The sequence below is a fragment of the Antarctobacter sp. genome (assembly GCF_965277915.1).
Lineage (GTDB): Bacteria > Pseudomonadota > Alphaproteobacteria > Rhodobacterales > Rhodobacteraceae > Antarctobacter.
Genome location: NZ_OZ255849.1, coordinates 3,971,321 through 3,994,503 on the forward strand (window position 1 = coordinate 3,971,321; position 23,183 = coordinate 3,994,503).

23 protein-coding genes and 1 riboswitch are annotated in these 23,183 nt (G+C 64.5%); of the genes, 2 read left to right on the forward strand and 21 right to left on the reverse strand.

Annotated elements, in window-relative coordinates:
• Nucleotides 1–30: 30 nt before the first annotated feature.
• From ACQY5B_RS20325 to ACQY5B_RS20345, 5 genes are all read right to left on the reverse strand, one after another.
• Complete coding sequence (locus ACQY5B_RS20325) at nucleotides 31–1,635, reverse strand: GMC family oxidoreductase (protein ID WP_305970748.1); 1,605 nt, start codon at nucleotides 1,633–1,635, stop codon at nucleotides 31–33.
• Nucleotides 1,632–3,338, reverse strand: a complete 1,707-nt coding sequence (locus ACQY5B_RS20330) for an ABC transporter ATP-binding protein (protein ID WP_420327736.1) — start codon at nucleotides 3,336–3,338, stop codon at nucleotides 1,632–1,634. Before ACQY5B_RS20330 ends, ACQY5B_RS20325 begins: the two co-directional genes overlap by 4 nt.
• Entirely contained in the window at nucleotides 3,338–4,252 is a 915-nt protein-coding gene (locus ACQY5B_RS20335) for an ABC transporter permease (protein ID WP_420327735.1), read from the reverse strand. The genes ACQY5B_RS20330 and ACQY5B_RS20335 overlap by 1 nt, the downstream gene beginning before the upstream one ends.
• Nucleotide 4,253: 1 nt before the next feature.
• On the reverse strand, nucleotides 4,254–5,171 hold the full coding sequence (locus ACQY5B_RS20340) for an ABC transporter permease (protein ID WP_305970751.1): 918 nt from the start codon (nucleotides 5,169–5,171) through the stop codon (nucleotides 4,254–4,256).
• Nucleotides 5,172–5,264: 93 nt separating this feature from the next.
• A complete protein-coding gene (locus ACQY5B_RS20345; RefSeq protein ID WP_420327734.1) occupies nucleotides 5,265–6,794 on the reverse strand; it encodes an ABC transporter substrate-binding protein in 1,530 nt (509 codons plus the stop codon).
• A gap of 181 nt (nucleotides 6,795–6,975) precedes the next feature.
• Between ACQY5B_RS20345 and ACQY5B_RS20350 the strand changes: the two genes are divergently transcribed.
• Nucleotides 6,976–7,956 carry a LysR substrate-binding domain-containing protein gene (locus ACQY5B_RS20350; protein ID WP_420327733.1) on the forward strand — a complete coding sequence of 327 codons (981 nt, stop codon included), beginning with the start codon at nucleotides 6,976–6,978 and terminating at the stop codon, nucleotides 7,954–7,956.
• 149 nt (nucleotides 7,957–8,105) lie between these two features.
• Here ACQY5B_RS20350 and ACQY5B_RS20355 read toward each other — a convergent pair whose 3' ends face one another.
• The 12 genes from ACQY5B_RS20355 to miaB form a co-directional block, all read right to left on the reverse strand.
• The gene (locus tag ACQY5B_RS20355; RefSeq protein WP_420327732.1) at nucleotides 8,106–8,369 is read right to left on the reverse strand and encodes a DDE-type integrase/transposase/recombinase; all 264 of its coding nucleotides are present in this window, start codon (nucleotides 8,367–8,369) and stop codon (nucleotides 8,106–8,108) included.
• Between the two features lie 315 nt (nucleotides 8,370–8,684).
• A complete protein-coding gene (gene trmB, locus ACQY5B_RS20360) occupies nucleotides 8,685–9,398 on the reverse strand; it encodes a tRNA (guanine(46)-N(7))-methyltransferase TrmB (protein ID WP_420327731.1) in 714 nt (237 codons plus the stop codon).
• Between the two features lie 60 nt (nucleotides 9,399–9,458).
• Nucleotides 9,459–9,998, reverse strand: a complete 540-nt coding sequence (locus tag ACQY5B_RS20365) for a histidine phosphatase family protein (protein WP_420327730.1) — start codon at nucleotides 9,996–9,998, stop codon at nucleotides 9,459–9,461.
• Nucleotides 9,998–10,741, reverse strand: a complete 744-nt coding sequence (locus tag ACQY5B_RS20370; protein WP_420327729.1) for a dienelactone hydrolase family protein — start codon at nucleotides 10,739–10,741, stop codon at nucleotides 9,998–10,000. Before ACQY5B_RS20370 ends, ACQY5B_RS20365 begins: the two co-directional genes overlap by 1 nt.
• A 148-nt stretch (nucleotides 10,742–10,889) precedes the next feature.
• Nucleotides 10,890–12,068, reverse strand: a complete 1,179-nt coding sequence (gene metK / locus ACQY5B_RS20375) for a methionine adenosyltransferase (RefSeq protein WP_305970758.1) — start codon at nucleotides 12,066–12,068, stop codon at nucleotides 10,890–10,892.
• 7 nt (nucleotides 12,069–12,075) lie between these two features.
• Nucleotides 12,076–12,122: riboswitch (SAM-SAH riboswitch) on the reverse strand.
• 39 nt (nucleotides 12,123–12,161) lie between these two features.
• Nucleotides 12,162–13,706, reverse strand: a complete 1,545-nt coding sequence (gene lnt, locus ACQY5B_RS20380; RefSeq protein ID WP_420327728.1) for an apolipoprotein N-acyltransferase — start codon at nucleotides 13,704–13,706, stop codon at nucleotides 12,162–12,164.
• Entirely contained in the window at nucleotides 13,699–14,664 is a 966-nt protein-coding gene (locus tag ACQY5B_RS20385; protein ID WP_420327727.1) for a hemolysin family protein, read from the reverse strand. The genes lnt and ACQY5B_RS20385 overlap by 8 nt, the downstream gene beginning before the upstream one ends.
• A gap of 14 nt (nucleotides 14,665–14,678) precedes the next feature.
• Nucleotides 14,679–15,200 carry an rRNA maturation RNase YbeY gene (gene ybeY / locus ACQY5B_RS20390; RefSeq protein WP_420327726.1) on the reverse strand — a complete coding sequence of 174 codons (522 nt, stop codon included), beginning with the start codon at nucleotides 15,198–15,200 and terminating at the stop codon, nucleotides 14,679–14,681.
• 74 nt (nucleotides 15,201–15,274) lie between these two features.
• Nucleotides 15,275–16,243, reverse strand: a complete 969-nt coding sequence (locus tag ACQY5B_RS20395; RefSeq protein ID WP_305970762.1) for a PhoH family protein — start codon at nucleotides 16,241–16,243, stop codon at nucleotides 15,275–15,277.
• 189 nt (nucleotides 16,244–16,432) lie between these two features.
• Nucleotides 16,433–16,741: a hypothetical protein gene (locus ACQY5B_RS20400; RefSeq protein WP_305970763.1), complete on the reverse strand. Its 309-nt coding sequence runs from the start codon at nucleotides 16,739–16,741 to the stop codon at nucleotides 16,433–16,435.
• Nucleotides 16,742–16,760: 19 nt separating this feature from the next.
• On the reverse strand, nucleotides 16,761–17,357 hold the full coding sequence (locus ACQY5B_RS20405) for an OmpA family protein (RefSeq protein ID WP_420327725.1): 597 nt from the start codon (nucleotides 17,355–17,357) through the stop codon (nucleotides 16,761–16,763).
• Between the two features lie 233 nt (nucleotides 17,358–17,590).
• Nucleotides 17,591–18,886 (reverse strand): tRNA (N6-isopentenyl adenosine(37)-C2)-methylthiotransferase MiaB, encoded by a 1,296-nt coding sequence (miaB, locus tag ACQY5B_RS20410; RefSeq protein ID WP_428400308.1) that lies wholly within the window; start codon nucleotides 18,884–18,886, stop codon nucleotides 17,591–17,593.
• Nucleotides 18,887–19,000: 114 nt separating this feature from the next.
• On the opposite strand from miaB, the gene ACQY5B_RS20415 reads away from it, so the two are divergent.
• Nucleotides 19,001–19,870: a PNPOx family protein gene (locus ACQY5B_RS20415; protein WP_420327723.1), complete on the forward strand. Its 870-nt coding sequence runs from the start codon at nucleotides 19,001–19,003 to the stop codon at nucleotides 19,868–19,870.
• Nucleotides 19,871–19,927: 57 nt separating this feature from the next.
• Here the strand turns inward: ACQY5B_RS20415 and ACQY5B_RS20420 are convergent, their stop codons facing one another.
• Genes ACQY5B_RS20420 through fabB form a run of 4 tightly spaced genes read right to left on the reverse strand, consistent with a single transcriptional unit; the run spans nucleotide 19,928 to nucleotide 23,031 of the window.
• Nucleotides 19,928–20,602: an FAD-binding oxidoreductase gene (locus ACQY5B_RS20420; RefSeq protein ID WP_305970767.1), complete on the reverse strand. Its 675-nt coding sequence runs from the start codon at nucleotides 20,600–20,602 to the stop codon at nucleotides 19,928–19,930.
• Between the two features lie 56 nt (nucleotides 20,603–20,658).
• Nucleotides 20,659–20,982: a hypothetical protein gene (locus tag ACQY5B_RS20425; protein ID WP_420327722.1), complete on the reverse strand. Its 324-nt coding sequence runs from the start codon at nucleotides 20,980–20,982 to the stop codon at nucleotides 20,659–20,661.
• A gap of 11 nt (nucleotides 20,983–20,993) precedes the next feature.
• Nucleotides 20,994–21,782: an enoyl-ACP reductase FabI gene (locus ACQY5B_RS20430; RefSeq protein WP_420327720.1), complete on the reverse strand. Its 789-nt coding sequence runs from the start codon at nucleotides 21,780–21,782 to the stop codon at nucleotides 20,994–20,996.
• A gap of 19 nt (nucleotides 21,783–21,801) precedes the next feature.
• Nucleotides 21,802–23,031: a beta-ketoacyl-ACP synthase I gene (gene fabB, locus ACQY5B_RS20435; protein ID WP_420327718.1), complete on the reverse strand. Its 1,230-nt coding sequence runs from the start codon at nucleotides 23,029–23,031 to the stop codon at nucleotides 21,802–21,804.
• Nucleotides 23,032–23,183 lie beyond the last annotated feature (152 nt).

Below are 23,183 nucleotides of genomic sequence, written 5' to 3' on the forward strand. Positions count from 1 at the left end.
AGCTCGCGTCTTTTTCGTATCAGTGTCATGTCAGGCGATATCCTCGAGGATCATGTCTGCGGCCTTTTCGCCGATCATGATGCAGGCAGCATTGGTATTGGCCGAGACCAATGTCGGCATGATCGAGGCGTCGGCGACGCGAAGCCCCGTCAGCCCATGAACCCGCAGCCTGGGATCGACCACGGCCCCTGCGTCGATGCCCATGCGGCAAGTGGAACTGGGGTGGAAGATCGACGACCCGTTGGCGCGAACATAATCGAGCAGCGCCGCATCGTCCTGAACCTCGCGTCCCGGCAGCATCTCTGCGCTGATGTAATCCGACAGCGCGGGCTGGGCCGCCACGCGGCGTACCAGCTTCATGCCAGCCACCATCGTGTCCCGGTCGGTACTGGTATCGAGATAATTGGGCTGGATCGCGGGTTTCTGCCGGTGGTCCGGCGTCGTGATCCGCACATGCCCGCGGCTTTCAGGGCGCAACTGGCACATGGTTACGGTGAACCCGGAAAACGGATCGAGCTGGCGACCACGTTTCTGCGCGCTGTAGCGCAGAAAGTGGAACTGCACGTCCGGCGTCGCCAGATCAGGCCGGGTCTTGGCAAAGACCCCGACCTGCCCGGCCGAGAGCGACAGCGGACCCGAGCGGTCCTTGAGCCAGCGCAGCGCCGAGGCCACCTTGCGCGGCCAGCTTTTGACCTCGTCATTGACGGTTACCGGCTGGGCGCAACGATAGGTGCTACGACAGGTGTAATGGTCTTGAAGGTTTTCGCCCACCTGCGGCAGGTCGTGTACGACATTGACGCCTGTCTCGCGCAGCCGATCGCCGTCGCCGATCCCCGACAGTTGCAGGACCTGCGGCGAGTTGATGGCGCCCGCCGCCAGCAGCACCTCGCGCCCCGCTTTGAGCACCTCGACCTTGCCGCCGCGCTCGATCTCGACGCCGGTGACGCGGGTACCCTCGACGATTAGACGGCGCACCATCGTGTCGGTCTGCACATGCAGGTTGGCGCGTTTGCGGGCCGGTTTGAGATAGGCGGTGGCGGCGCTGCTGCGCCAGCCGTTGCGCGTGGTCACCTGGAAATAACCGGCGCCCTCCTGGGTGCGGCCATTGTAATCGGGATTGGTCGGAATACCGGCCTCAGCGGCCGCCGCGATATAGGCGTCACAGAGCGGGTTGGCGCTGGCCCGGCTGACGCCCAGCGGGCCGTCCCGGCCGTGGAACTCCTCGTCGATATCACCGATCGAGGCGCCCTCGGCGCGGCGGAAATAGGGCAGCACGTCCTCAAAGGCCCAGCCGACGTTGCCGAGTTGACGCCAATGGTCGAAATCCTCGGCCTGTCCCCGGGCATAGACCAGCCCATTGATGGAACTGCAGCCACCCAGCACCTTGCCGCGAGGCCAGTCAAAGGCACGTCCGGCGGTATGCGGCACAGTATCTGTCCGATAGCTCCAGTTGATCCTGGCATCGTCCATCGTCCGGTAATAGCCAATGGGAATGTGGATCCACGGGTTGCGGTCCTTCGGCCCCGCCTCGAGCAGCAGCACCTTAAGGCCGGGCCGCGCGCTCAACCGGTTGGCCAGCACGCAACCGGTGGAACCGGCCCCGATGATGATGAAATCGTAAACGGCTTCGGTCATAGGGCCACCAAATTCCGGTCTGCATCGCCGGAATATTCCGCCATCTCGGGGATCTCCCAGTCCTGCCCCGGCTGCGCCGCGATCAGCGCGCGGGTGTATTCGTGCTCGGGTGCGTTGAAAATGCGGCTGACACCGCCGCTCTCGACCACCTCGCCATGCTTCATCACCAACACTTCGTCGCAGACCTGCGCCGCGACACGCAGGTCGTGGGTGATGAAGATCACCGTCAGGCCCATCCGGTCGCGGATGTCATTGATCAGCTTGAGGACCTCGCGCTGGATCGACACGTCAAGCGCCGACACCGCCTCGTCGGCGATCAGGACCTTGGGCTTGACCACGAGCGCGCGGGCGATGCAGAGCCTCTGACGCTGGCCGCCGGAAAACTGGCTTGGATAACGGTGCACCGAGTAGCGCGGCATCCGGACGATATCCAGCAACTCGTAAACCCGTTCCCAAGCCTCCTTGCGCGGCACGCCAAAGTTCACTGCGCCTTCGATCAACTGGCTGCCGATGGTGCGGCGCGGGTTGAGCGAGCCGTAGGGATCCTGAAAGACGATCTGGATGTCCTTGCGATGGCGGCGCAGTTCGGACGAGGTCTGGCTGGCGAAATCGACACCGGAGATGTTGATCTTGCCCGCGTCGGGATCGATCAGCCGCATCAGGCAGCGCACCAGCGTGGTCTTGCCCGATCCGCTTTCGCCGACAATGCCAAGCGTCTCGCCGCGGCGGACCTGAAATGAGATATCCTTGACCGCGTGCACCGTGCGGCTCTTCTTGAACAGCGTACCGGCGGTGTGAAAGGTCTTGCGCAGCCCCTCCACGTCGATCACCACCGGGCTGTCCGACACGCTGTCCTGGCCTTGCTCTGCCGGGCGCGGCACCGCGTCAATCAGCGCGCGCGTGTAGGCGTGCTGCGGATTGTTCAGAACTTCGTCGGCGGTGCCCTGCTCGACGATCTCGCCCTGGCGCATCACCACCACCCGGTCCGCGATCTCGGCAACCACACCAAAATCATGGGTGATGAACATAATCCCCGCGTCGTGACGCGCGTTCAACTGCTTGAGAAGTTTGAGGATCTGCGCCTGGGTTGTGACATCGAGCGCGGTTGTCGGTTCGTCGGCGATCAACAGCTTCGGCTCAAGCGCCAGCGCCATGGCGATCATGATCCGCTGCCGCTGCCCGCCCGAGAGCTGGTGCGGATATGAGCCGAACAAGCGTTCGGGATCAGGCAGACGCACTTCCTCCAGCAATTGCAGCGTGCGTTTGCGGCGTTCGGCGGCGCCATAGTCACGGTGAACCCGAAACACCTCTTCGATCTGGTCGCCGACGGTATAGGCCGGGTTAAGCGCGGTCATCGGCTCCTGGAAGATCATCGCCATGCGGTCGCCGCGCAGCGCATTATGCGCTGCCTGGCCCAGCTTCAGGACATCGCGGCCGTCAAACTCGATCTGGCCTCCGGTAACCTTCAGGCTTGAAGCCAGAAGCCCCATTGTCGCCAGCGAGGTGATCGACTTGCCGGAGCCGGATTCGCCGACCACGCAGAGGATCTCCTTGGGCCGCACCTCGAAACTGAGGTTCTCGACCGCGTTGGCGCGCTCGATGTTCACCGGCAGTGCCACGGTCAGGTTGCGGATCGACAGAACCGGCTTGGCGGTCTCGGTCACGGTCATTTCCCCCGTTTGGTGTTGGATCTGCGCCTGCATCAGTTGCGGTCCTCCGGTGCGGTGACGTCGCGCAGCCCGTCGCCGACAAGGTTGATGGCCAGCACCAGCAGAAACAACGCGGTCCCGGGTACGGCGATCAGCCAGCCATCGAAGAACATCAGCCCCTTGGCGTCCGAGATCATCAGGCCCCAGCTCGGCGCCGGCGGCTGGACGCCGAGCCCCAGGAAGGACAGCGCCGCTTCCAGCAGGATGGCATGGGCCATTTCCAACGTCGCGATGACGATGATGTGGTTCGAGATGTTGGGCAGCACTTCGACGAAGAGAATGCGTGGCGTTGAACTGCCCAGCGACCGCGCCGAGGCCACAAAGTCCAGCTGCCGCACCTGTTGCGTGGCCGAGCGCATGACCACAGCAAAGCGATCCCAGATCAGCAGGCCCAGCACCCAGATAACCACGGTCAGCGAGGAGCCGACGATGCTGACCACCGCCAGCGCCACCAGCACCACCGGCATCGAAAGTCGCGTGGTAATGATGAAGTTGATCACCATATCGACGCGGCCGCCGAAATAGCCCGCACAGATGCCCAGGACGGTACCGATCACACCCGAGATCAGCATGGCGGAGAAGCCGATCAGCAAAGAGATCCTCGCGCCGTACATCAGGCGCGAAAGCATGTCGCGGCCCAGGTGATCGGTGCCCAGGATATGATCCCAGGTCGCCTTGGGGCTGTCGAACCAGACGGGCGGGATCAGCTTGCGCGACAATACCTGCTCATAAGGGTCATGCGGCGACAACAGCGGGGCGAAGAGCGCGATCAGCACGATGGTCACGATAACCAGCCCGCCAAGCATCAGGCCGCGGTGCGCCGAGGCTTGGAACATCATCATTCGCATGGGCGAATGCACGGTACCGGCGTCGAGGGTCTTGGGGGCGTCTTGATCCAGAGTGCTCATGTCATCCGATCCTGATGCGTGGGTCCAGCCAGGCGTTCAGCACGTCGGCAAAGAGGGTGAGTGCGATGTAGAAGAAGCTGAGCACCAGAACGATCGCCTGCATCATCGGCAGGTCGGCGCGCTGGATCGACTCCCAGGCCAGGAAGCCCAGCCCGTTGATGGCAAAGATCGTCTCGATCACGATCGACCCGCCGAGCATGAAGCCGAACTGCACCGCCGCAAGCGATACCACCGGGATGATCGCGTTGCGCAGGGCGTGCTTGAACAAAAGGGAGAATTTGCTGACACCTTTGGCGCGGGCGGTGCGGATGTAATCCGAGCGCAGCACCTCAATCATGCCGGCGCGGGTCAGCCGCATGACGCCGGGTGTGATGTAATACCCCAGCGCAATGGCGGGCATCACGAAATGCGCCCAGGTTCCGGTGCCCGAGACCGGCAGGATGCGCCAGTTGATAGCGAACCAAAGCATCATTGTCAGCGCGAACCAGAAACTTGGCATCGCCTGCCCTACCACGGCGATGGTCAATGCCACGCGGTCAAGCAGGCTGTTGGGCCGGATTGCGGCCAAGACCCCCAGCGGGATCGACAACGCCAGCGCAAAGAGCAAGGCGCAGAACCCCAGTGTCATGGTCGTCGGAAGGCGCGAGAAGATCTCTTCGGCCACCGGTTGGTTGAGATAGTGCGAATGACCGAGGTCGCCCTGCACCGCATTTCCCAGCCAGGTGAGAAACTGCATCGGGATCGGCTTGTCATAGCCATGCAACTCGCGGATTGCCTTCAGGTCCGCCGCGGTCGCGTTCTCTCCGCCAAGGGCGATAGCGGGATCGCCGGTCAGGAAGTTCATCGAGAAGGTAATCGCCGAAACGGTCAGCGCCACAAGCAGTGCCACGCCTACGCGTTTAAATAAGAATGCCAACATTCGGTCAGCCTCGTGCCAGTCTGGATTGCATTCGGGGGTGGAATGTCCCGGGGGTGCGCCCCCGGGATACCTCTGCTTACTGTCAGTCGCAGATCACTTCCACTTGGCTTCGTAGAGCCGAGGGATCTCGTCCGAGGTCGGCGTGAAGTCGAGATCGTTGGAGAACACATAGTACTTGGCATAGGTGAACATCGGCAGCCAGTAGAGCTCTTCGGCAATGATCCCCAGCGCTTCGGCATAGGCCGCCTTGCGCTCTTCGGGGTCCACCGACGTGTCGCCGCGTCTCAGAGCCTCGGCGGTGCGCGGATCCTTGGCCGGATCATCAGAACTGCCGGTAAAGAAATGGCTGGTGATCGCGGCCACGTCCGGGATCGAGCTCGACCCCCATGTCATGTGGTTCACCGGCGTCTTGCCTTCCTGCACGAGACCGAGAAGCGAGCGATACTGCAGCCAGTTCAGGTTGGCCTTGATGCCCACGGCGGCCAGGTCCCCGATCACCGCCTCGGTGAACTCGCGCTGGCGATAGCCGTAGAGGTCGAACTCGAACCCGTCGGGATAGCCTGCCTCGGCCAGCAGCGCCTTGGCCTTCTCGGGATCATACTCGTATTTCGCCACATCCTGCGTACAGGCGAACTGATCGGGGTGGCAGGCGGAATGGATCACTTCAGCCGCCGGGCCTACCAGCTCCTTGGCGATGGCCTCGCGGTTGATGGCATGGGCGACCGCGGCGCGCACCTTCTTATCGGTGAAATAGTCCTGCCCAGAACTGCCGTCGACATCAAAGGCCATGTAGGAGATCCGCAAGGTCTTCTCGTTGACCACCTGCACCTGGCCGGTTTCTTCAAGTCGCAGCGCCTGCTCCTTGGGCACGTCCCATGCCCAATCAAGCCCGCCAGTCATCAGCTCGGCCAGCAGGGTGTTGTTTTCCTTGATGGTACGGAAGTTGATCTTGCCGATTTCAGGCGTGCCCTTTGGGCCACCCTCGAAATAGTCTTCGTTCTTTTCCCACAACACGAAGTCGCCCGGCTTGACGTCGGCCAACTTGTAGGGCCCCGTGCCTACGGGCGTGACAGCCGCAAGGTCCCGGGTACCATCGGCGGCCAACGGCGCGTTGTCATAGAGCCCTTCGGGCATCATCATGATCTCGTTGGAGAGATAGGCGAAAGCGTTCGGGAAGGGTTCTTTCAGCTCCAGCCGAACCCGGTGCTGGCCCAGCTTTTCGGCGCCTTTCATCCAGCCGACCACAGATTGTGCTGGCACCGCGTTTTCCGCGTTTGCGAGGAAATTGATGGTATAAACCACGTCGTCGGCGTCGAAACTGCTGCCGTCGTGAAACACCACCCCCTCGCGCAGCTCGAATTCCACCGCGGTGTTGCCGTCCCATTCCCAGCTGGTGGCCAGCAACGGATCGAATTCGCCAGTTTCGCTGTTGTAGAGGACAAGGCCATCCCAGCCCATGTGCCCCATGATCACCAACTCGCGCGTCACGCTGAAATAAGGGTCAAGAACTGCGACTTCCTTGTCGGTCGCCCAGTTCAACGTATCGGTTGCCTTGCCCGCCAATCCAGGCAGCGCAACCGAACTCATGAGGGCGGCGCAAAGGGCCAGCTTCGTCAGGTTCATGGACAGTTTCCTCCTTGTTGGTTCAGCCCTTCGTCGGCCAAGTGCCGCCTCCCTGCGACCGCTTAGACCAGGCTGTCAACACTCCTCGGCGCCGGACTGGCGGATCGGTGTTTCGCAATGTTTCCTTCGTGGGTGGGCATAAAGCAAATTCTTTAATATCATCTGCCCATAACGAAACCTGATGGGGTACGAAACCATGCTCCGCTTCAATATTCGCCAGATCGAGGCCTTCCGCGCCGTGATCGAGACCGGCAACATGACACAGGCCGGAGAGGTTCTGGGCGTCACCCAGCCGGCGGTGAGCCGCCTGATCCGGGATCTTGAAGAGCAATACGCGTTGAAACTCTTCATTCGCCATGCCGGGCGGATCGAGCCCACCAAGGATGCCTTTGCCCTGTATGCCGAGGTCGAGCGCTGCTATGGCGAGCTTGAACAGATGGTGGAATTTGCGACCAACCTGGGTGAATTTCGCAGAAAACGGTTGAGGGTGGCGTCGACGGTCGGCCACTCGTATTTCCTCTTGCCCGAGGCCATCAAAGAGTTTCACGCGCGCTGCCCTGATGTCTCGATCAACTTGTTCAGCGGGACCTCCCCCCAGGTGGTCGAGCATATTGAAAAGGGCAGGTTCGACATCGGTCTGGCGCTGCTTCCACTGGATGTCCAAGGTGTCGAAATCCGTGAAATGCCTGAAACCAGCCTGGTGACCGTGCTGCCCAAAGGGCATCCACTCGCCGAACTCGACGTCGTGACACCTTCCGATCTCGCCGGAACACCGCTGCTTCTGATCTCGGAAAGCAGCCTGATGCGAAAGCGCCTGCTACAGGCTTTCAACGACGCGTCCGTCACGCCAAACGTCATCCTCGATTCCACCTATACCGGTCCGATCTGCAGCCTGGTCGCCAGTGGCATGGGCGTCTCGATCATGGATTTCCTCACCGCGGACGCCTATTCGGACATGGAGATAGAAATCCGCCCTTTCAGCCCAAGCATTCCCTGCGAGCTGAAACTGGTTCTGCCGGCCTCGCAGCCTTTGTCCGAACCCGCGCAGGTTCTCCTGGAGATCCTGAATACGCAGTCCTTGCGATCGCCTTCTTTTCGAATCCCGAAGGCGGTAGGGCGGATCGGCAGGGACAGTAGCAAAAACTTGAGCGACCGAACGTAATGCCATTCTGACCGTTGTTCACGCAGAAAGTCCGAAAGCTTGATGCCCCAACGCGATCTCTCAGGCGATGCCTGGCCCGTATTCGAAATGTGCTGCTTTTCGGTGGTTCGGATGACTTCGATACTGCAGAGAATTGATTTCGCCGTTTGCTATGTCCTGAGGCGCTGCCGATAGCCAAGCAACCGTTTCAGCGCGGCATGATCGCTCTCGGTTCGGTTATTGCGTCGTTTTCCACCAACCTGCGTGATGCTGCCGAACGCGCGTTGGATGGCACTGCGCACAAAAACTTTGGAAGCCACGGAAACGCACCGGACCTTCAGCCGAAAATCGATCAATCGGCCATGTGTTCCAGCGGCGCGCCACAGATAGCGCCACTGCCCGCCGACCGGCACATAAGCTTCGTCAAGATACAAGGCCAGGCTGACCCAGCGCCTATTCCTATCGGTGCATTGGTCTGCTTGGGCCCGATTTTCGGAACCCGGCGAGAAACTGCACAGCGATCAACAACGACTGCACGCTCGGCCAGCGCGGCGCAGTATACTGAGAGGGCCGCGGATTTCGGCGAAATGCGCGGACCGCGCACAGGATGATCTCGGCCGTGAACGATGTTGCCCAAAAGGCGTCGGGCGGGTCCTCGGGCACCTCACCCGACAAAATTTGCCCGCAACAGGACCGCAAAATGCAACAGTCCCAATACCAACAACGGCAGATCAGCGCCCCCTCCCCGCTCACCGCCTGCGGAAGGTCAGATAATGCGGCACGCGCCCCTCGCGCAGCGCCTTCTGCTCGTAACGGGTCGAATGCCAGTCATCCCAGGGCTCTCGCCAGTCCTGCGGTCCCTCGGCAGTCCATGTGAACCCGGCCTTCGGCACCTCGACCAGCGTCTGCCGCACGTAGTCAGGAATGTCGGTGGCCACGCGGAATTCGGCCCCCGGTTTCAGTACCCGGTGCAGCGGCTCCAGGTACTCCTGCGTCACAAAGCGCCGCCGGTGGTGTTTCTTCTTCGGCCAGGGGTCCGGGTACAGCAGAAAGGCCTTGGCGATCGACTGGTCGGGCAGCACGTCGAAGAGGTTGCGCGCATCACCGGGGTAGACGCGCAGGTTCTCGGCCCCCGCCTCCCGGATCTTGCCCAGCAGCATCGCAACCCCGTTGATGAAAGGCTCAGCTCCGATGATGCCAACGCCGGGGTTTCCGACCGCCTGGTGCACCATGTGTTCGCCACCGCCGAACCCGATTTCCAGCCAGACCGGCGCGCCGTCGAACAGCGCGCCCAGATCCAGGGGCACCCGGTCGGGGTTCTCTTCCCAGTCGACCGCACCGGGCGACAGCCGGTCCAGGTCCTCCTGCAGGTACTCTTCCTGTTTCGGCCGCAGGGTCTTGCCCTTCACGCGGCCGTAGAAATTGCGCCAGGGGGCGCCGGGGTGCTTGTTTGACGTGGTCATGGCCCGGGCGCTTAGCCTCCACGAGCGGATCGCGCAAGGCTCCTGCGGCCTCATGCCCGCTCAAGGGGCGATCAGGATGCTGCCCAGCACCTCCAGCGCGTCACCATTGCGGCGCACCACCAACACCTCGCCCGACCGCGTGCCCCGTCCGGTCAGCGCGCTGATGTTGACCTGGTGCGTGACGACGATGGGCCGGTCGCCCCGCGCCTCCAGCAGGTCCAGCGCCGCAGCGGTCCGCGCACCGCGCCGGTCAAAGTCGCGAAAAAAGGAATTGAACGCGGGCGCAGGCGTCACCTCCCCCAGTTTCAGCAGCTCGGCAGTCTCAAGGCAGCGGCACCACTGACTGCTCAGCACCGCGTCAAAGCGCAGCCCGCGCTCGCGAAACGCCGCCCCGATCGCCCGCGCCTGCGCCCGTCCGGGCGCGTCGAGGGTGCGCTGCGTGGCGCAGTCATCCAGGACGAACCCGACCGGATCCCCCGTGCCGGGCACCAGCGCATGGCGCATCAGGGCAAAGGCACCTGGCCGGTCCAGCGCGTCCCAATCATTGGCCAACAGCACCCCCGGCCACAAAAGGCCGAGGGCAAGGATCAGCAATCGCATCACAGCCGGTTGTCGAGGAAGCCCAGCAGCCCCTCCCAGGACCCCTGGTCGGCGGTCAGATCATAGTCGCTCGACCCGTAAACGGTAAAGCTGTGCCGCGCGCCGCCAAAGACCTGCGCCGCGTGTTCGACGCCCGCGCCCTGCAACTGGTCCAGCAGGGCGGCCAGATCCCCCATGCCCGACACCGGGTCGGCGCTGCCGTGGAACAGCATGACCGGCGCAGAGGTGGCGCTGTAATCCTGCCCCTCGGGCGTGCCCAGCCCGCCGTGGAAGCTGACAAATCCCTCAAGGTCCGCCCCGGCCCGTGCCGCTTCCAGCACCGCCGCCCCGCCAAAGCAGTAGCCCATGATGACGATGTCATCCGTCGCCCCGGCGATGTTGGCCGCCTCCATGATCGAGCCAATCAGCCGTGCGCGAAATTCCTCGCGGTCGCCATAAAGCGCCCCCGACAGGGCCCGGTTCTCGTCCACGGTCTTGGGGTCCTCGTCGGCGCCGTAGACGTCGATGGCAAAAGCCGTGTAGCCCAGCGCCGCCAGCATCTCTGCCCGGCGCTCCTCGTAGGCGGTCATCCCGTCCCAGTCATGCACGATCAGCACCGTGCCCTTGGGCGTTATCGCGGTGTTGGTGGCGACATAGCCCTCGTAGCTGCGCTCACCCACGGTGTATTGGTGATAGCCGGCCTGGATCTCGGCCTGTGCTGCGCCCGCCAGCATCACGGCGGCAGCGAAAACGGTGCGGATCATAACGGAACCTCCTTGGTCACATTTCACACCGTAAAGGTAGCGGCCCCCGGAAAAAGGAAAGGCGCCCCCGCGACGGGAGCGCCTCTGCTGTGTCGTCCTGGCCCGAATATCCCCCCGGGGGGAGGCGGGCAGAGGCATGACGCCGCCGTCAGACCGCCTTCTTCAGCGCCTCGGCCAGGTCCGTCCGCTCCCAGGAGAACCCGCCATCCGCCTCGGGGGCGCGGCCGAAATGGCCATAGGCGGCGGTGCGCGAATAGATCGGCTTGTTCAGGTCCAGGTGGGTGCGGATGCCGCGCGGGGTCAGGTCGATCACCTTGGGGATCGCCGCCTCGATGGCGCGCGCCTCGATCTGGCCGGTCTGGTGCGTGTCGACGTAGATCGACAGCGGCTTGGCCACGCCGATGGCATAGGACAGCTGCACGGTGCAGCGTTCCGCCATGCCCGCGGCAACCACGTTCTTGGCCAGGTAGCGGGCGACATAGGCCGCCGACCGGTCCACCTTGGTCGGATCCTTGCCCGAAAAGGCACCGCCGCCATGGGGCGCGGCCCCGCCATAGGTGTCGACGATGATCTTGCGGCCCGTGAGGCCAGCGTCTCCGTCCGGCCCGCCGATGACGAACTTGCCGGTCGGGTTCACCCACCATTCGGTCTCATCGGAAACCCAGCCCTCGGGTAGGGTTTCGCGGATGTAGGGTTCGACCAGCGCGCGAACCTCGGCGCTGGACATGCTTTCGTCCAGGTGCTGCGTCGACAGCACGATCGAGGTCACGCCGACCGGCTTGCCGTCCTCGTAGCGGACCGACAGCTGAGACTTGGCATCCGGGCCCAGCTTGGGCTCGGTGCCGTTCTTGCGCACCTCGGCGAGGCGGCGCAGGATCGCGTGGCTGAACTGGATCGGCGCCGGCATCAGGGCGTCGGTCTCGTCCGTGGCATAGCCGAACATGATGCCCTGGTCGCCGGCGCCCTCGTCGCCCTGCTGGCCGGTCACGCCCTGCGCGATATGGGCGGACTGTTCGTGCAGCAGGTTGGTGATTTCCACGGTCTCGTGGTGGAACTTGTCCTGCTCGTAGCCGATGTCCTTGATGCAGGCACGGGCGATGTCGGGGATGCTGGCCATGTATTCGGCCAGCTTGTCCTGGTCGGTCAGGCCCACCTCGCCCCCGATGACCACGCGGTTGGTGGTGGCGAAGGTCTCGCAGGCGACGCGCGCAAGCGGGTCTTCGGCCAGGAATGCGTCCAAGATCGCGTCGGAAATCCGGTCGCAGACCTTGTCCGGGTGCCCCTCCGAGACGGACTCGGAGGTGAAAGTGTAGTTCTGTCGGGACATGATGGGGTGCTCCATTGATGACGCCGTCACGCCAGGAAGCCGTTGTGACGGGTTTTGCTGTCCGAATGCGGGTACGCGGCGCAGGGCGCGGGGTCAATCGGTTTCTGGCAACCTGCGGCGGCGACGCCCCGCCCAAAGCGATGCAATTGCCACAAAGATGAGCAATGCCGCGGGCAGATCCCCGGAACGGCTGTAAAACGTGTGCCGCAGCGGCGGCGGCAGCGGCGCATCGGCAAAGCCCGCCTCGCCCAGCGGAATGGTCGCAAGGACCCGCCCGGCCCCGTCGATCACAGCCGAGACCCCGGTATTGGCCGCCCGCAGCATCGGCAGCCCCTGTTCGATGGCGCGGATACGGGCCTGGGCCAGGTGCTGGTAAGGCCCCGACCAGGTGCCGAACCAGGCATCGTTGGTGATCTGGATCAGCATGTCCGGCCGCAGCGGCGCGCCGTTCACATCCTGCGGAAAGACGGCCTCGTAGCAGATCAACGGCAGCGCGCTCCCGAGGGGGCCCATGTCGATCACCTGCGGCCCCGGTCCGGGCGTGTAGCCCCCCTCGGCCCGGGCGGCCAGACCGGCGATGTTCCACCGCGCGAACAGCGCCGCGGCCGGCATGTATTCCCCGAAAGGCACCAGGTGATGCTTGTCGTAAAGCGCCTGCACCCCGCCGCCGGGCGCCAGCACGATCAGCGAATTGTAATAGCCCGCCTGGTCCGCCCGCTGGATTCCCAGCAGTACCGGCGTATCGCCCGCCGCCTCGGTGATCCGGTCCAGCGTCGGCCCCGCGCGGTTCAGCAGGCTGGGCACGCTGGTTTCCGGCCAGACGATCAGCGCGGGCGCCGCCCCGCTCTCGGCAGGTGCGGCGCTGGTGAAGTCCAGCTTGCGCTGCATGAAGACGGGGATCTTTTGCGGATCCCATTTCTCGTGCTGGGGGGCGTTGGGCTGGACCAGCCGCACCACCGGGCGCGCCGCCAGGTCCTGCGCGGCAGGGGTCAGGAGAACGCCGCCGCCGAAGAGCACCGCCAGCAGGACAAGGCCCGCCAGCCCCGCCCGCGCGCCTCCGGGGCGCAGCGCCAGCGCACAAAGCGCCGCTGCCGCCAGCGTCATCAGCGTCAGCCCATGCGGCCCGACCACCGAGACCCACTGGATCACCGGCACCGGCAACCAGACATAGGGCACCAGCGCCCAGGGAAAGCCGGTGAGGACATAGGCGCGCGCCATTTCCGCCAGGCTCCACGCCAGGACAAGCGCGACCACCGGATGGCGCCCCTGCGAGGCCAGCCGGAACGCCAATCCCCAGAACAGCGCCAGACCGCCGGCAAGGCCGATCAGTGCAAAAGGCGCCATCCAGCCCGTCACCGCCGCATCGACAAAGAAAGGCTCGACGATCCAGCCCATCGAAAAGCCGAAATAGCCCAGCCCCACGGCCCAGCCCGTGCCCGCCGACCGCAGCCCGCCCGGCGTCACCAGGAACAGCCAGACCGCCGCGACATAGCCCGCAAAGCCCAGGTACCAAAGGTCGTAGGGCGGCTGGCCCAGCCCGATGACGACGCCGGACAGCACCGCCAGCGGCAGCCGCATCCAGCCCGGCACAGGGCCCGCGACCGTGCGGCCGTCACCGGCCGCAAGGTTGTCAGGCATGGCCCGCGTCGGCCTTGGCGGGTTGCGCCTCGGCCACCGGCGCTGGCGCGGTCGTGGCGGCGGCCTCGCCGCGCGAACCGTTCGACCGACGCACCCGCAGCCGCTTGATCCGGCGCGGGTCCGCATCGACCACCTCGAAGTCCAGCCCCGCCGGATGCGGCACGACCTCACCCCGCGCGGGCACCCGGCCCGCCAGCATGAAGACCAGCCCGCCCAGCGTGTCGATCTCTTCCTCGTCGATGTCGTCGTGGTCGGTCAGCGCAAGGCCCAGCTCGCCCTCGAAATCGCTCAGCGGGGTCTTGGCCTGCACCAGGTAGCACCCGGTCTTTTCACGGGTCCAGAACTGGTCCTCGTCGGTGTCGTGCTCGTCCTCGATCTCGCCGATGACCTGTTCGATCAGGTCCTCGATCGTCACCAGCCCGTCGACCCCGCCGTATTCGTCGATCACCAGCGCCATGTGCCGGCGTTCGGTCTGCATCTTGGTCAGAAGCACGCCGATGGGCATCGAGGGTGGCACAAAAAGCAGCGGCCGCAGCATCCGTTTCAGGTTGAACCGCCCGCCGGTGCCGTTGAACCCCTGCTGCAAGGCGAAATCCTTGAGGTGCGCCATGCCCACCGGCGTGTCCAGCGTCCCCTCGTAGACCGGCAGCCGCGTCATGCCGCTTTCGCGGAACACGGTGACCAGATCCTCCTTGGTGATCGTGTTGGGCACGGCGATGATCTCGGCCTTGGGAATGGCCACATCCTCGACCCGCATCCGGCGCAGGTTGATCATGCCGTGAACCGGCCTGTCGTGCGCCCGTGGCGCGCTCTGGGCCGCAGAGCCGTGCGGCGAGGGTTCCTCGCCACCTCGGCCGAACAACCGCTGCCAGAAACTGCGCCGCGGCCCGTGTCCGTTCATTTTTCCCGTCAGTGGCGCGCTTTGCGCCGCGTTAGACGAGTCGTCGCTATCGCCCATCTTTCCTGTTCCAGTCATGCCCCATCGGGGCCATCATCCTCACCATATGGGTTCGGCAGACCGAGATTTCCAAGTATCTCGACCTCGAGCCGTTCCATCAGCGTGGCGTCCGCGTCACGCATATGGTCATACCCCAATAGATGTAACACGCCATGAACAACCAAGTGTGTGACATGTTGCTCGAAAGCGATACCCTGCTCGGCGGCTTCCCGCCCGCAGGTTTCCCAGGCCAGGGCGATGTCGCCCAGGTGGTGCGGCTCCTCGTCCTCGGGCTCGGGCGGAAAGGGCGTGCCCCCCGCATCCTCGGCGGCAAGATCCTCGGAGGGCCAGCTCAGCACGTTGGTGGCCGTGGGCTTGTCGCGGAAATCGCCATTCAGCGCGGCGATCCGGGCATCGTCGCACCCCAGCACGGCGATCTCGTATTCCGCCGGGTCCAGCCCCAGGTGCGCCAGGGCCGCCACCGCCCCGCGTTCGGACAGGGCCGCCAGCCCGGCGGCCTCCCAACGGTCGTCCTCGAAAATCGTATCGGTCAGCATGTGGTCCAGCGCCCGGGGCCTTGCCCCCGGCCCCCCGAGGTAATTTTCAAACCAAAGCAGCAGAAGGCGGGGTCTCAGCCCTCCGCGTCCGCCTCATAGGCTTCGATGATGGCCGCGACAAGCGGGTGGCGCACCACGTCCTTGCCGGTGAAATAGTTGAACGAGATGCCGGGCACATGGTTCAGCAGCCGTTCCGCGTCGGCCAGCCCCGATGGCACGCCGCGCGGCAGGTCGATCTGTGTCCGGTCGCCGGTGATCACCATGCGCGAGCCTTCGCCAAGCCGGGTCAGGAACATCTTCATCTGCATGGTGGTCGCGTTCTGCGCCTCATCCAGCACGACAAAGGCATTCGACAGCGTGCGCCCGCGCATGAAGGCCAGCGGCGCGATCTCGACCGACTTTTCCTCGCGCATCTTGGCAAGCTGCTTGCCCGGCAGGAAATCGTTGAGCGCATCCATCAAGGGCTGCATGTAGGGATCGACCTTTTCCTCCTGCGTGCCGGGCAGAAAGCCCAGCCGCTCGCCCGCCTCGACGGCAGGGCGGCAGAGGATGATCTTGTCGACCTCGCCGGTGATCAGCATGTTCACGCCGACCGCAACCGCCAGGTAGGTCTTTCCGGTGCCGGCCGGACCGATGCCAAAGGCCATCTCGTTGGCGTAGAGCGATTGGACATAGGCCTTCTGCGCGTCGGTGCGCGGCTCGATCAGCTTCTTGCGGGTCTTGATCTCGACCTTGCCGCCGCTGAACATCTCAAGCTGCTCGTCGGGTTCCTCGTCCTCCATCCGAAAGGCACGGTCGATGTCGCCGCGATCCACCTCGCGGCCCTGTTCCAGCCGCTCGTACAGCGTGCGCAGCACCTCCGCCGCCTCGGGCACCGCGTCCTCGGGGCCGTGAATGGCCAGCTGGTTGCCGCGGCGCAGGATCTGCACCCCGGTACGGGCCTCGATGTCTGTCAGATTGCGATCGAACTCTCCACAAAGATCGATCAGCAGTCGATTGTCTGGAAATTCAACGATGGCTTCGGTCAATGTGCCCGCTGTCAAACCCGTCTCCTGCACAGGGCCGTCCGAATCCGGACGCGTGTTTCTGCTAGATATGGTGCACCCGGCGGTCCGATGGCGCAAGTGTCGGTCGCGGCTTGGCGCGGAATGTCATTCAAGTGCCACAAAAACAGACCGCGCGGCAGATGCCGCGCGGCCCATCTAGACCCTGCGTGCCTCTCAGGGTCGGGATTACAGCGGGTCGCCGATGATCGAGGTCGAGCCCCCCTTGAAGTCGCCCGTGGCGACGGTCGGGGGCGCGATGCCCGAGCAGACCGGCTTGCCGTATTTGTCCAGGCGCTGCGAGAGATAGCCTTCGACACCGTCGTCGATGATCCAGTGATCGCAGCCGTTCGGATCGACCCAGATGCCGGCCTTCATGCTGGTCAGGTCGTTGCTGTCGATGGACTGGCGGTCGCGACTCTTGTCCGGGCCGACCGGGTCGCAGGCGGCAAGGCCGGCGGCAGCGACAACCAGAAGGATCGGTTTCACGAAGTTCATTGTCCTTGTCCCTTCTGGATTACCGGAAGCAGAGAATTTCGACACGGCGGTTCTTGGCCATGCCCTGTGCCGTCCGGTTGGAGGCAATCGGCATCCGCTCGCCATAGCCGCGCACGTCGGTGATGTTGGCCCCGACGGAACGGGCGATCCGGGCCACGGCCATCGCGCGGTTGTAGCTCAACTTGATGTTGTACTCGTCCGAGGCGCGGCTGTCGGTGTGACCGGCAATCACGTAACCCACGGCAGAGGCGCTGCGAAAGAACTCCGCGATGCGCGCCTGGCCGTGCCTGGAGATCCTGTAGCTGTCGGTGGCAAAGAACTGGTCGGCGTTCATCACGCCGCAGGTGTTGGCACGGCGGCAGACCGGGATGCCCTTGCGGTCGACATGGGGGCTCATGTAGCCTTCGACGCCGTCGTCCATCACCCAGTGTTCGCAGCCGTCCGGATCGATCCAGATGCCCGGGATGTACTGTTCACCCTTGATGGTGCGGGTGTTCTGCGTGGAAATGAACGGCTCTTTCCCAGCGTCCTCGGCGATTGCCGGCGCGGCGGCCGACAGACCAACGAGAGCCGCAAGCGCCATCGCGCCGATGGCCTTGGTAATGCGATACGCCACAGCCTGGTCCCTTGGTTATAGTTTCCCCTGATGCCTGCGCGCGGTTTGGCAGCGCGCGCAAACATTTTTACTATAAACAACACATTAGCAAAGTTGCCTGCCCTGTGAAGGGAAAAGCGCTGCACACTGTCCCAAAATCGGAAACAGTTCTCGCAACCACCTTGATTCACTGTGGATAATCGGAACCCTTTTTTTGAAACAATGGGTTCCGGGCCAGCGCTAGAGCGGGTTCATCACCCTTTGAGCGAGTTCGGGCCACTGGATTCGATTCGGATTCGGGCCAGGTCCCCGGGCGCGATCCCCTCGGCCTGTACATGCACGGCATGCAGGTATTCCGATTTGCCCACCATCTGCCCCGGCAGCCGTCCGGGCTTTTCGAACAGGACATGCACGTCGCGGCCGACCATCGCGTCCTGCAGGCTGCGCTGCTGTTTCGTCAGCAGCGCTTGCAGCCGTTGCAGGCGGTCGTCCTTTTCGTCCTCGGGCACCTGCGGGCGCTCGGCGGCCGGGGTGCCGGGCCGTTCGGAATACTTGAACGAAAAGGCGCTGCCGTATTCCACAGCTTCGATCAGGTCCATCGTGGCCTGGAAATCCGCCTCGGTCTCTTCGGGAAAACCGACGATGAAATCGCCCGACAGGTGCAGGTCGGGACGCGCCGCGCGCAGCCGTTCGATCAACCGCAGGTATTCCTCTGCCGTGTGCTGGCGGTTCATCCGCTTCAGGATCTTGTCGCTGCCCGCCTGCACCGGCAGGTGCAGGTAGGGCATCAGCTTGTCACAGGTGCAATGCGCCTCGATCAGCGCCTCGTCCATGTCGTTGGGATGCGACGTGGTAAAGCGGATCCGCTCCAGCCCGTCGACCTCGGCGAGGGCATGGATCAGGCCGGCCAACCCGCCCGCGTGGCCGTGGTAGGCATTCACGTTCTGCCCCAGCAAGGTGATCTCGCGCACCCCGCGTTCCACCAGGTCGCGCGCCTCGCGCAGCACGCGCTCTGCCGGGCGCGACACCTCGGCGCCCCGCGTATAGGGCACCACGCAGAAGGCGCAGAACTTGTCACAGCCCTCCTGCACGGTCAGGAAGGCGGTCGGCCCGCGTTTCGCCTTGGGCCGCCCCTTGAGGTGGTCGAACTTGTCCTCCTCGGGGAAATCCGTGTCCAGCGCCTTGCCGCCGCCGCGCACCTTGGCCTCCATCTCCGGCAGGCGGTGATAGCTTTGCGGGCCAACCACCAGGTCCACCATCGGCTGGCGGCGCATGATCTCCTCGCCCTCGGCCTGGGCGACGCAGCCCGCCACGCCGATCTTCAGGTCCGGGCGCGCGGACTTCAGCCCCTTGTAGCGGCCCAGTTCGGAATAGACCTTTTCCGCCGCCTTCTCGCGGATGTGGCAGGTGTTCAGCAGGATCATGTCCGCGTCTTCAGGGCGTTCGGTGGTCTCGTAACCCTCGCCGCCCATCGCCTCGGCCATGCGCTCGCTGTCATAGACATTCATCTGGCAGCCGTAGGTCTTGATATAAAGCTTCTTCGGGGCCATGTCGCGCGCTCCTGCTCTCGGGTACGAGGGCTGCGGATACCGCAGAATCCCCCCATCTTGCAATGCACCAGATTTTCACTGATTCTGCCGCAAAAGCCCCGCCAGAGGCCGAGCATGTTTTACAAGGACATAGATCACTTCCTGTCCCGCGGCGCCGAGGCGCTGCAACGCGGGCCCGTCGCGCTGATCTTTGCCGAAGACGGCGTCGAACTGGACACCACCCTGCGCCATCACCGCCATTGCGGCTTTCGCAGCGTGATCCTCTTCGGCGCGGAGGAGCTTGCCCCGCCCGAGGACCTGCGCGGCAAGGTCCATCATGTCGCCCATGACATGCACAGGGACGGCGCGCTGCAGGCGGCGGTCAACCGCCTGATACCGGCGGCCGAGGGCCAGTGGCTCTACTACTGTTACAACGCCGAATACCTGTTCTTTCCCTTCTCGGAAAACCGCACCGTGGCAGAGATGCTGGCCTTCCACACCGAGGAACGCCGCGACGCCATGCTGACCTATGTCGTCGATCTCTACGCCGGGGACCTGCAGCGCCACCCGGACGCCGTCTCACTGGATGACGCATGGCTGGACAAGTCGGGATACCATGCGCTCGCCCGGCCTGACCCGAAACACCACAACCACCCCAAGGAACGACAGCTCGATTTCTTCGGGGGGCTGCGCTGGCGGTTCGAGGAACACATCCCCCCTGACCGGCGCAAGATCGATCGGATCGGGATCTTTCGCGCCCGCCCCGGCCTGACCCTGCGCGAGGATCACACCTTTTCCGACGAGGAATACAACACCTACGCCTGCCCCTGGCACAACAACCTGACCGCCGCCATCGTCAGCTTTCGCACCGCCAAGGCCCTGAAACGCAACCCCGGCTCCACTTTCGACATCCGCAGCTTCCGCTGGCACAATTCCGCCCCGTTCGAATGGCACTCGCGGCAATTGCTGGATCTCGGCCTGATGGAGCCGGGTCAATGGTTCTGACAACCGGCCCGGGGGCGTCAGGCGGGTGTCCCCCCGCCGCCGGACCGTGCGGCCGGTTCAGCCGAAATCCTCGGTCACGATCTGCCGCTCTGGCACACCCAGCTTCTTAAGCTCGCCGGGCATCGCCTCGACCATCGGATCGGGGCCACAGACATAGCAGACGTCCCGGTCCGGATCGACGAAGTCCTCCAGCATCTCCTTGTCGATCAGGCCCCGTGCCAGCGGACTGCCCTTTTCCTCGGTCACGGTCCAGTGACAGCGCAGGCCCGGCATGGCCTCGAACGTGTTGCGCATGATGATGTCCTGCTCGCACTGGTTGGAAAACACCAGCGTGTTGCCCTCCAGCGTGCCTTTCTCGGCCAGCTTCTTGCGCAGGATGGAAATGAAGGGCGTCACACCCGCGCCCCCGGCGATGAAGACCCCGTCACCCTTGTCCTCGATCGCGCCCCAGGGGTCGCCGATCAGCACGGTGTCGCCCGGCTCCAGATCGGCGATCTGCTCGGTCACGCCATCATGCTCGGGGTAGGACTTGATCACGAACTCCAGCCGGTCCTCGTCGGGCAGGCTGGTAAAGGTGAAGGGCCGCTGTTCCTCGCGCCAGCCGTCGCGGTCGAGCGCAAAGTCCGTGGCCTGCCCCGGGGCATAGTCATAGCCCGCGGGCTTTTCGAAGGTCAGGCGGCGCACGTCATGTGTCAGCCGGTCGACGCTCTGCAATTCGATCTGATGTGTCATGGAATCCTCCAATCTCTTGGAGGGTCAACGCCCGATGCCGCGTCGGGTTCCGGGAATTACAGCGCGTCGCCGTAGGTGCAGATGGTGCCATGCCCGTCCGTCGCGCGCACCAGTCGGTCATTCCGATAGACCGCGTGGACGTAGCGCGCGCCGCCATCGTAGGCATAGCTGATGCAGGCTTCGTCCCAGTTCGCCGGGTTGCGCTCGTATCCCGCATCGAGGCCAAAGATACCCTCGGCCTGCGCCGGGGACATGCCGCTGGACAGCTTGCGCGCCTCCGGGCCCTGCCCGCCGCCGGTGCTGCCACCGACGGCCGTTGCGCCTTCCATGCAGCCGCTCAGCGCCGCCGCCATCCCAAGGATCAGTGCCACCCGACGCATCGCCGCCTCCGTCAAAGGTTCTCCAGCTGCGGCATCCCGATCGTGTGATAGCCGCCGTCCACCATGATGACCTCACCCGTGGTATAGGCGCCCGCGTCCGAGATCAGCCAGACCGCCGTGCCGCCCACCGCCTCCAGCGTCGCGTTCGACCGCAGCGGGGCGTTCATACCCGTGTGCTTGTAGGTGCGCCGCGCGCCGCCGATGGCCGCGCCCGCCAGCGTCTTCATCGGACCGGGCGAGATCGCGTTCACGCGGATTCCCTCCGGACCAAGGTCATTCGCCAGGTAGCGCGTCGTACTCTCCAGCGCCGCCTTTGCCACGCCCATGACGTTGTAATTCGGCACGACCCGGCTCGACCCGAGGTAGGTCAGCGTGAGCATCGTGCCGCCATCCGTCATCAACGGGTGCACCCGCCGCGCCACCTCGATGAAGGAATAGACCGAGATGTCCATCGAGTTCTTGAAATTCGCCCGGCTGGTGTTCAGGAACCGTCCCGTCAGTTCGGTCTTGTCCGAATAGGCAATCGCGTGCACCAGGAAATCCACCCGGTCCCACCGCTGCCCCAGCGCGTCAAAGGCCGCGTCCAGCGAGGCATCGTCGGTCACGTCCACGTCGACCATGAAATCCGACCCGACGCTCTGCGCCAGCGGCTCCAGCCGCTTGCCGAACGCCTCCCCCTGGTAGGTAAAGGCCAGCTCCGCACCCGCCTCGGCACAGGCCTTGGCAATTCCCCAGGCGATCGAACGCTCGTTCGCAACGCCCATGACAAGCCCGCGCTTGCCTTCGAGACTAATGGTCATCCCACTCTATCCGCGCATATCAGTCATTGTATCGCGACAGCACCATCGACCCGTTGGTGCCGCCAAAACCAAAGGAATTCGTCATCACCGAGTCGAGCCCCGCGTTCTCGACCACCTCGGTCGCGATCTCCGCGGGCTTCAGCGCCGGGTCCAGCGTTTCCACGTTGATCGACGGAATGATGAAATCATGTTCCAGCGCCAGCAGGCAATAGATCGCCTCCTGCGCGCCGGTCGCGCCCTGGCTGTGGCCGGTCATCGACTTGGTCGACGACACCGGCGGGGTCGTGCCCTCGCCAAAGACGCGCCGCACCGCCTCGATCTCGCCCACGTCGCCCACGGGGGTCGAGGTGCCATGCGCGTTGATATAGCTGACCTTGCGGCCCTCCGGCAGCGTGCCCAGGGCGATCCGCATCGCCCGCTCGCCGCCCTCGCCCGAGGGCGCCACCATGTCCGCCCCGTCCGAGGTCGCGCCATAGCCGGTCACCTCGGCATAGATCTTGGCACCGCGCGCCTTGGCGTGTTCCAGTTCCTCCAGCACGAGCATCCCGCCCCCGCCAGAGATCACGAACCCGTCGCGGTCCTTGTCGAAGGCCCGGCTCGCCTTCTCCGGCGTGTCGTTGAACTTCGACGACATGGCGCCCATCGCGTCGAAGAGACAGCTCAGCGTCCAGTCCAGCTCCTCGCCGCCGCCGGCGAACATCACGTCCTGCTTGCCCAGCATGATCTGTTCCGTCGCGTTGCCGATGCAATGCAGCGAGGTCGAGCAAGCCGAGGTGATCGAATAGTTGATCCCCTTGATCCTGTAGGCGGTCGAGAGGTTCGCGCTCACCGTCGAGCACATGCATTTCGGCACGGCAAAAGGCCCCACCCGCTTGGTCGCGCCGGTTTTCAGCACCGTCTCATGCGCCGTCAGCATCGCGCTGGTCGAGGGCCCGCCGCTGCCCGCCACGAGGCCGGTGCGCGGGTTCACGATATCGGACTCTTCCAGCCCCGCATCCGCGATGGCCTGCCCCATGGCGATATAGGCATAGGCCGCCCCCGGCCCCATGAAGCGCAGCGTCCGCTTGTCGATATGCTGGGATACGTCCAGGTCGATGGCCCCGGCGATCTGGCTGCGGAACCCGTGTTCCTTCATCTGCTCGTTGGCAGTGATGCCCGAACGGCCCGCCTTGAGCGAGGCAAGGACCTCTTCGGCAGTGTTGCCGATGCTCGAGACGATCCCGAGCCCGGTGACGACGACGCGGCGCATGGAGCCTCCTCCTGATGTGTCAGGGTCTTAGTAGGTTAGAAGAGGGGGGAGGCGCAAGGAGGGAGGGCTTTGCAAACGCGGCGCAACGTCACCAAGCCGCAGACTGGACCGGCCCACACCCGCCGTTCAGGCCCTGGCCGATCGCCGCGGCG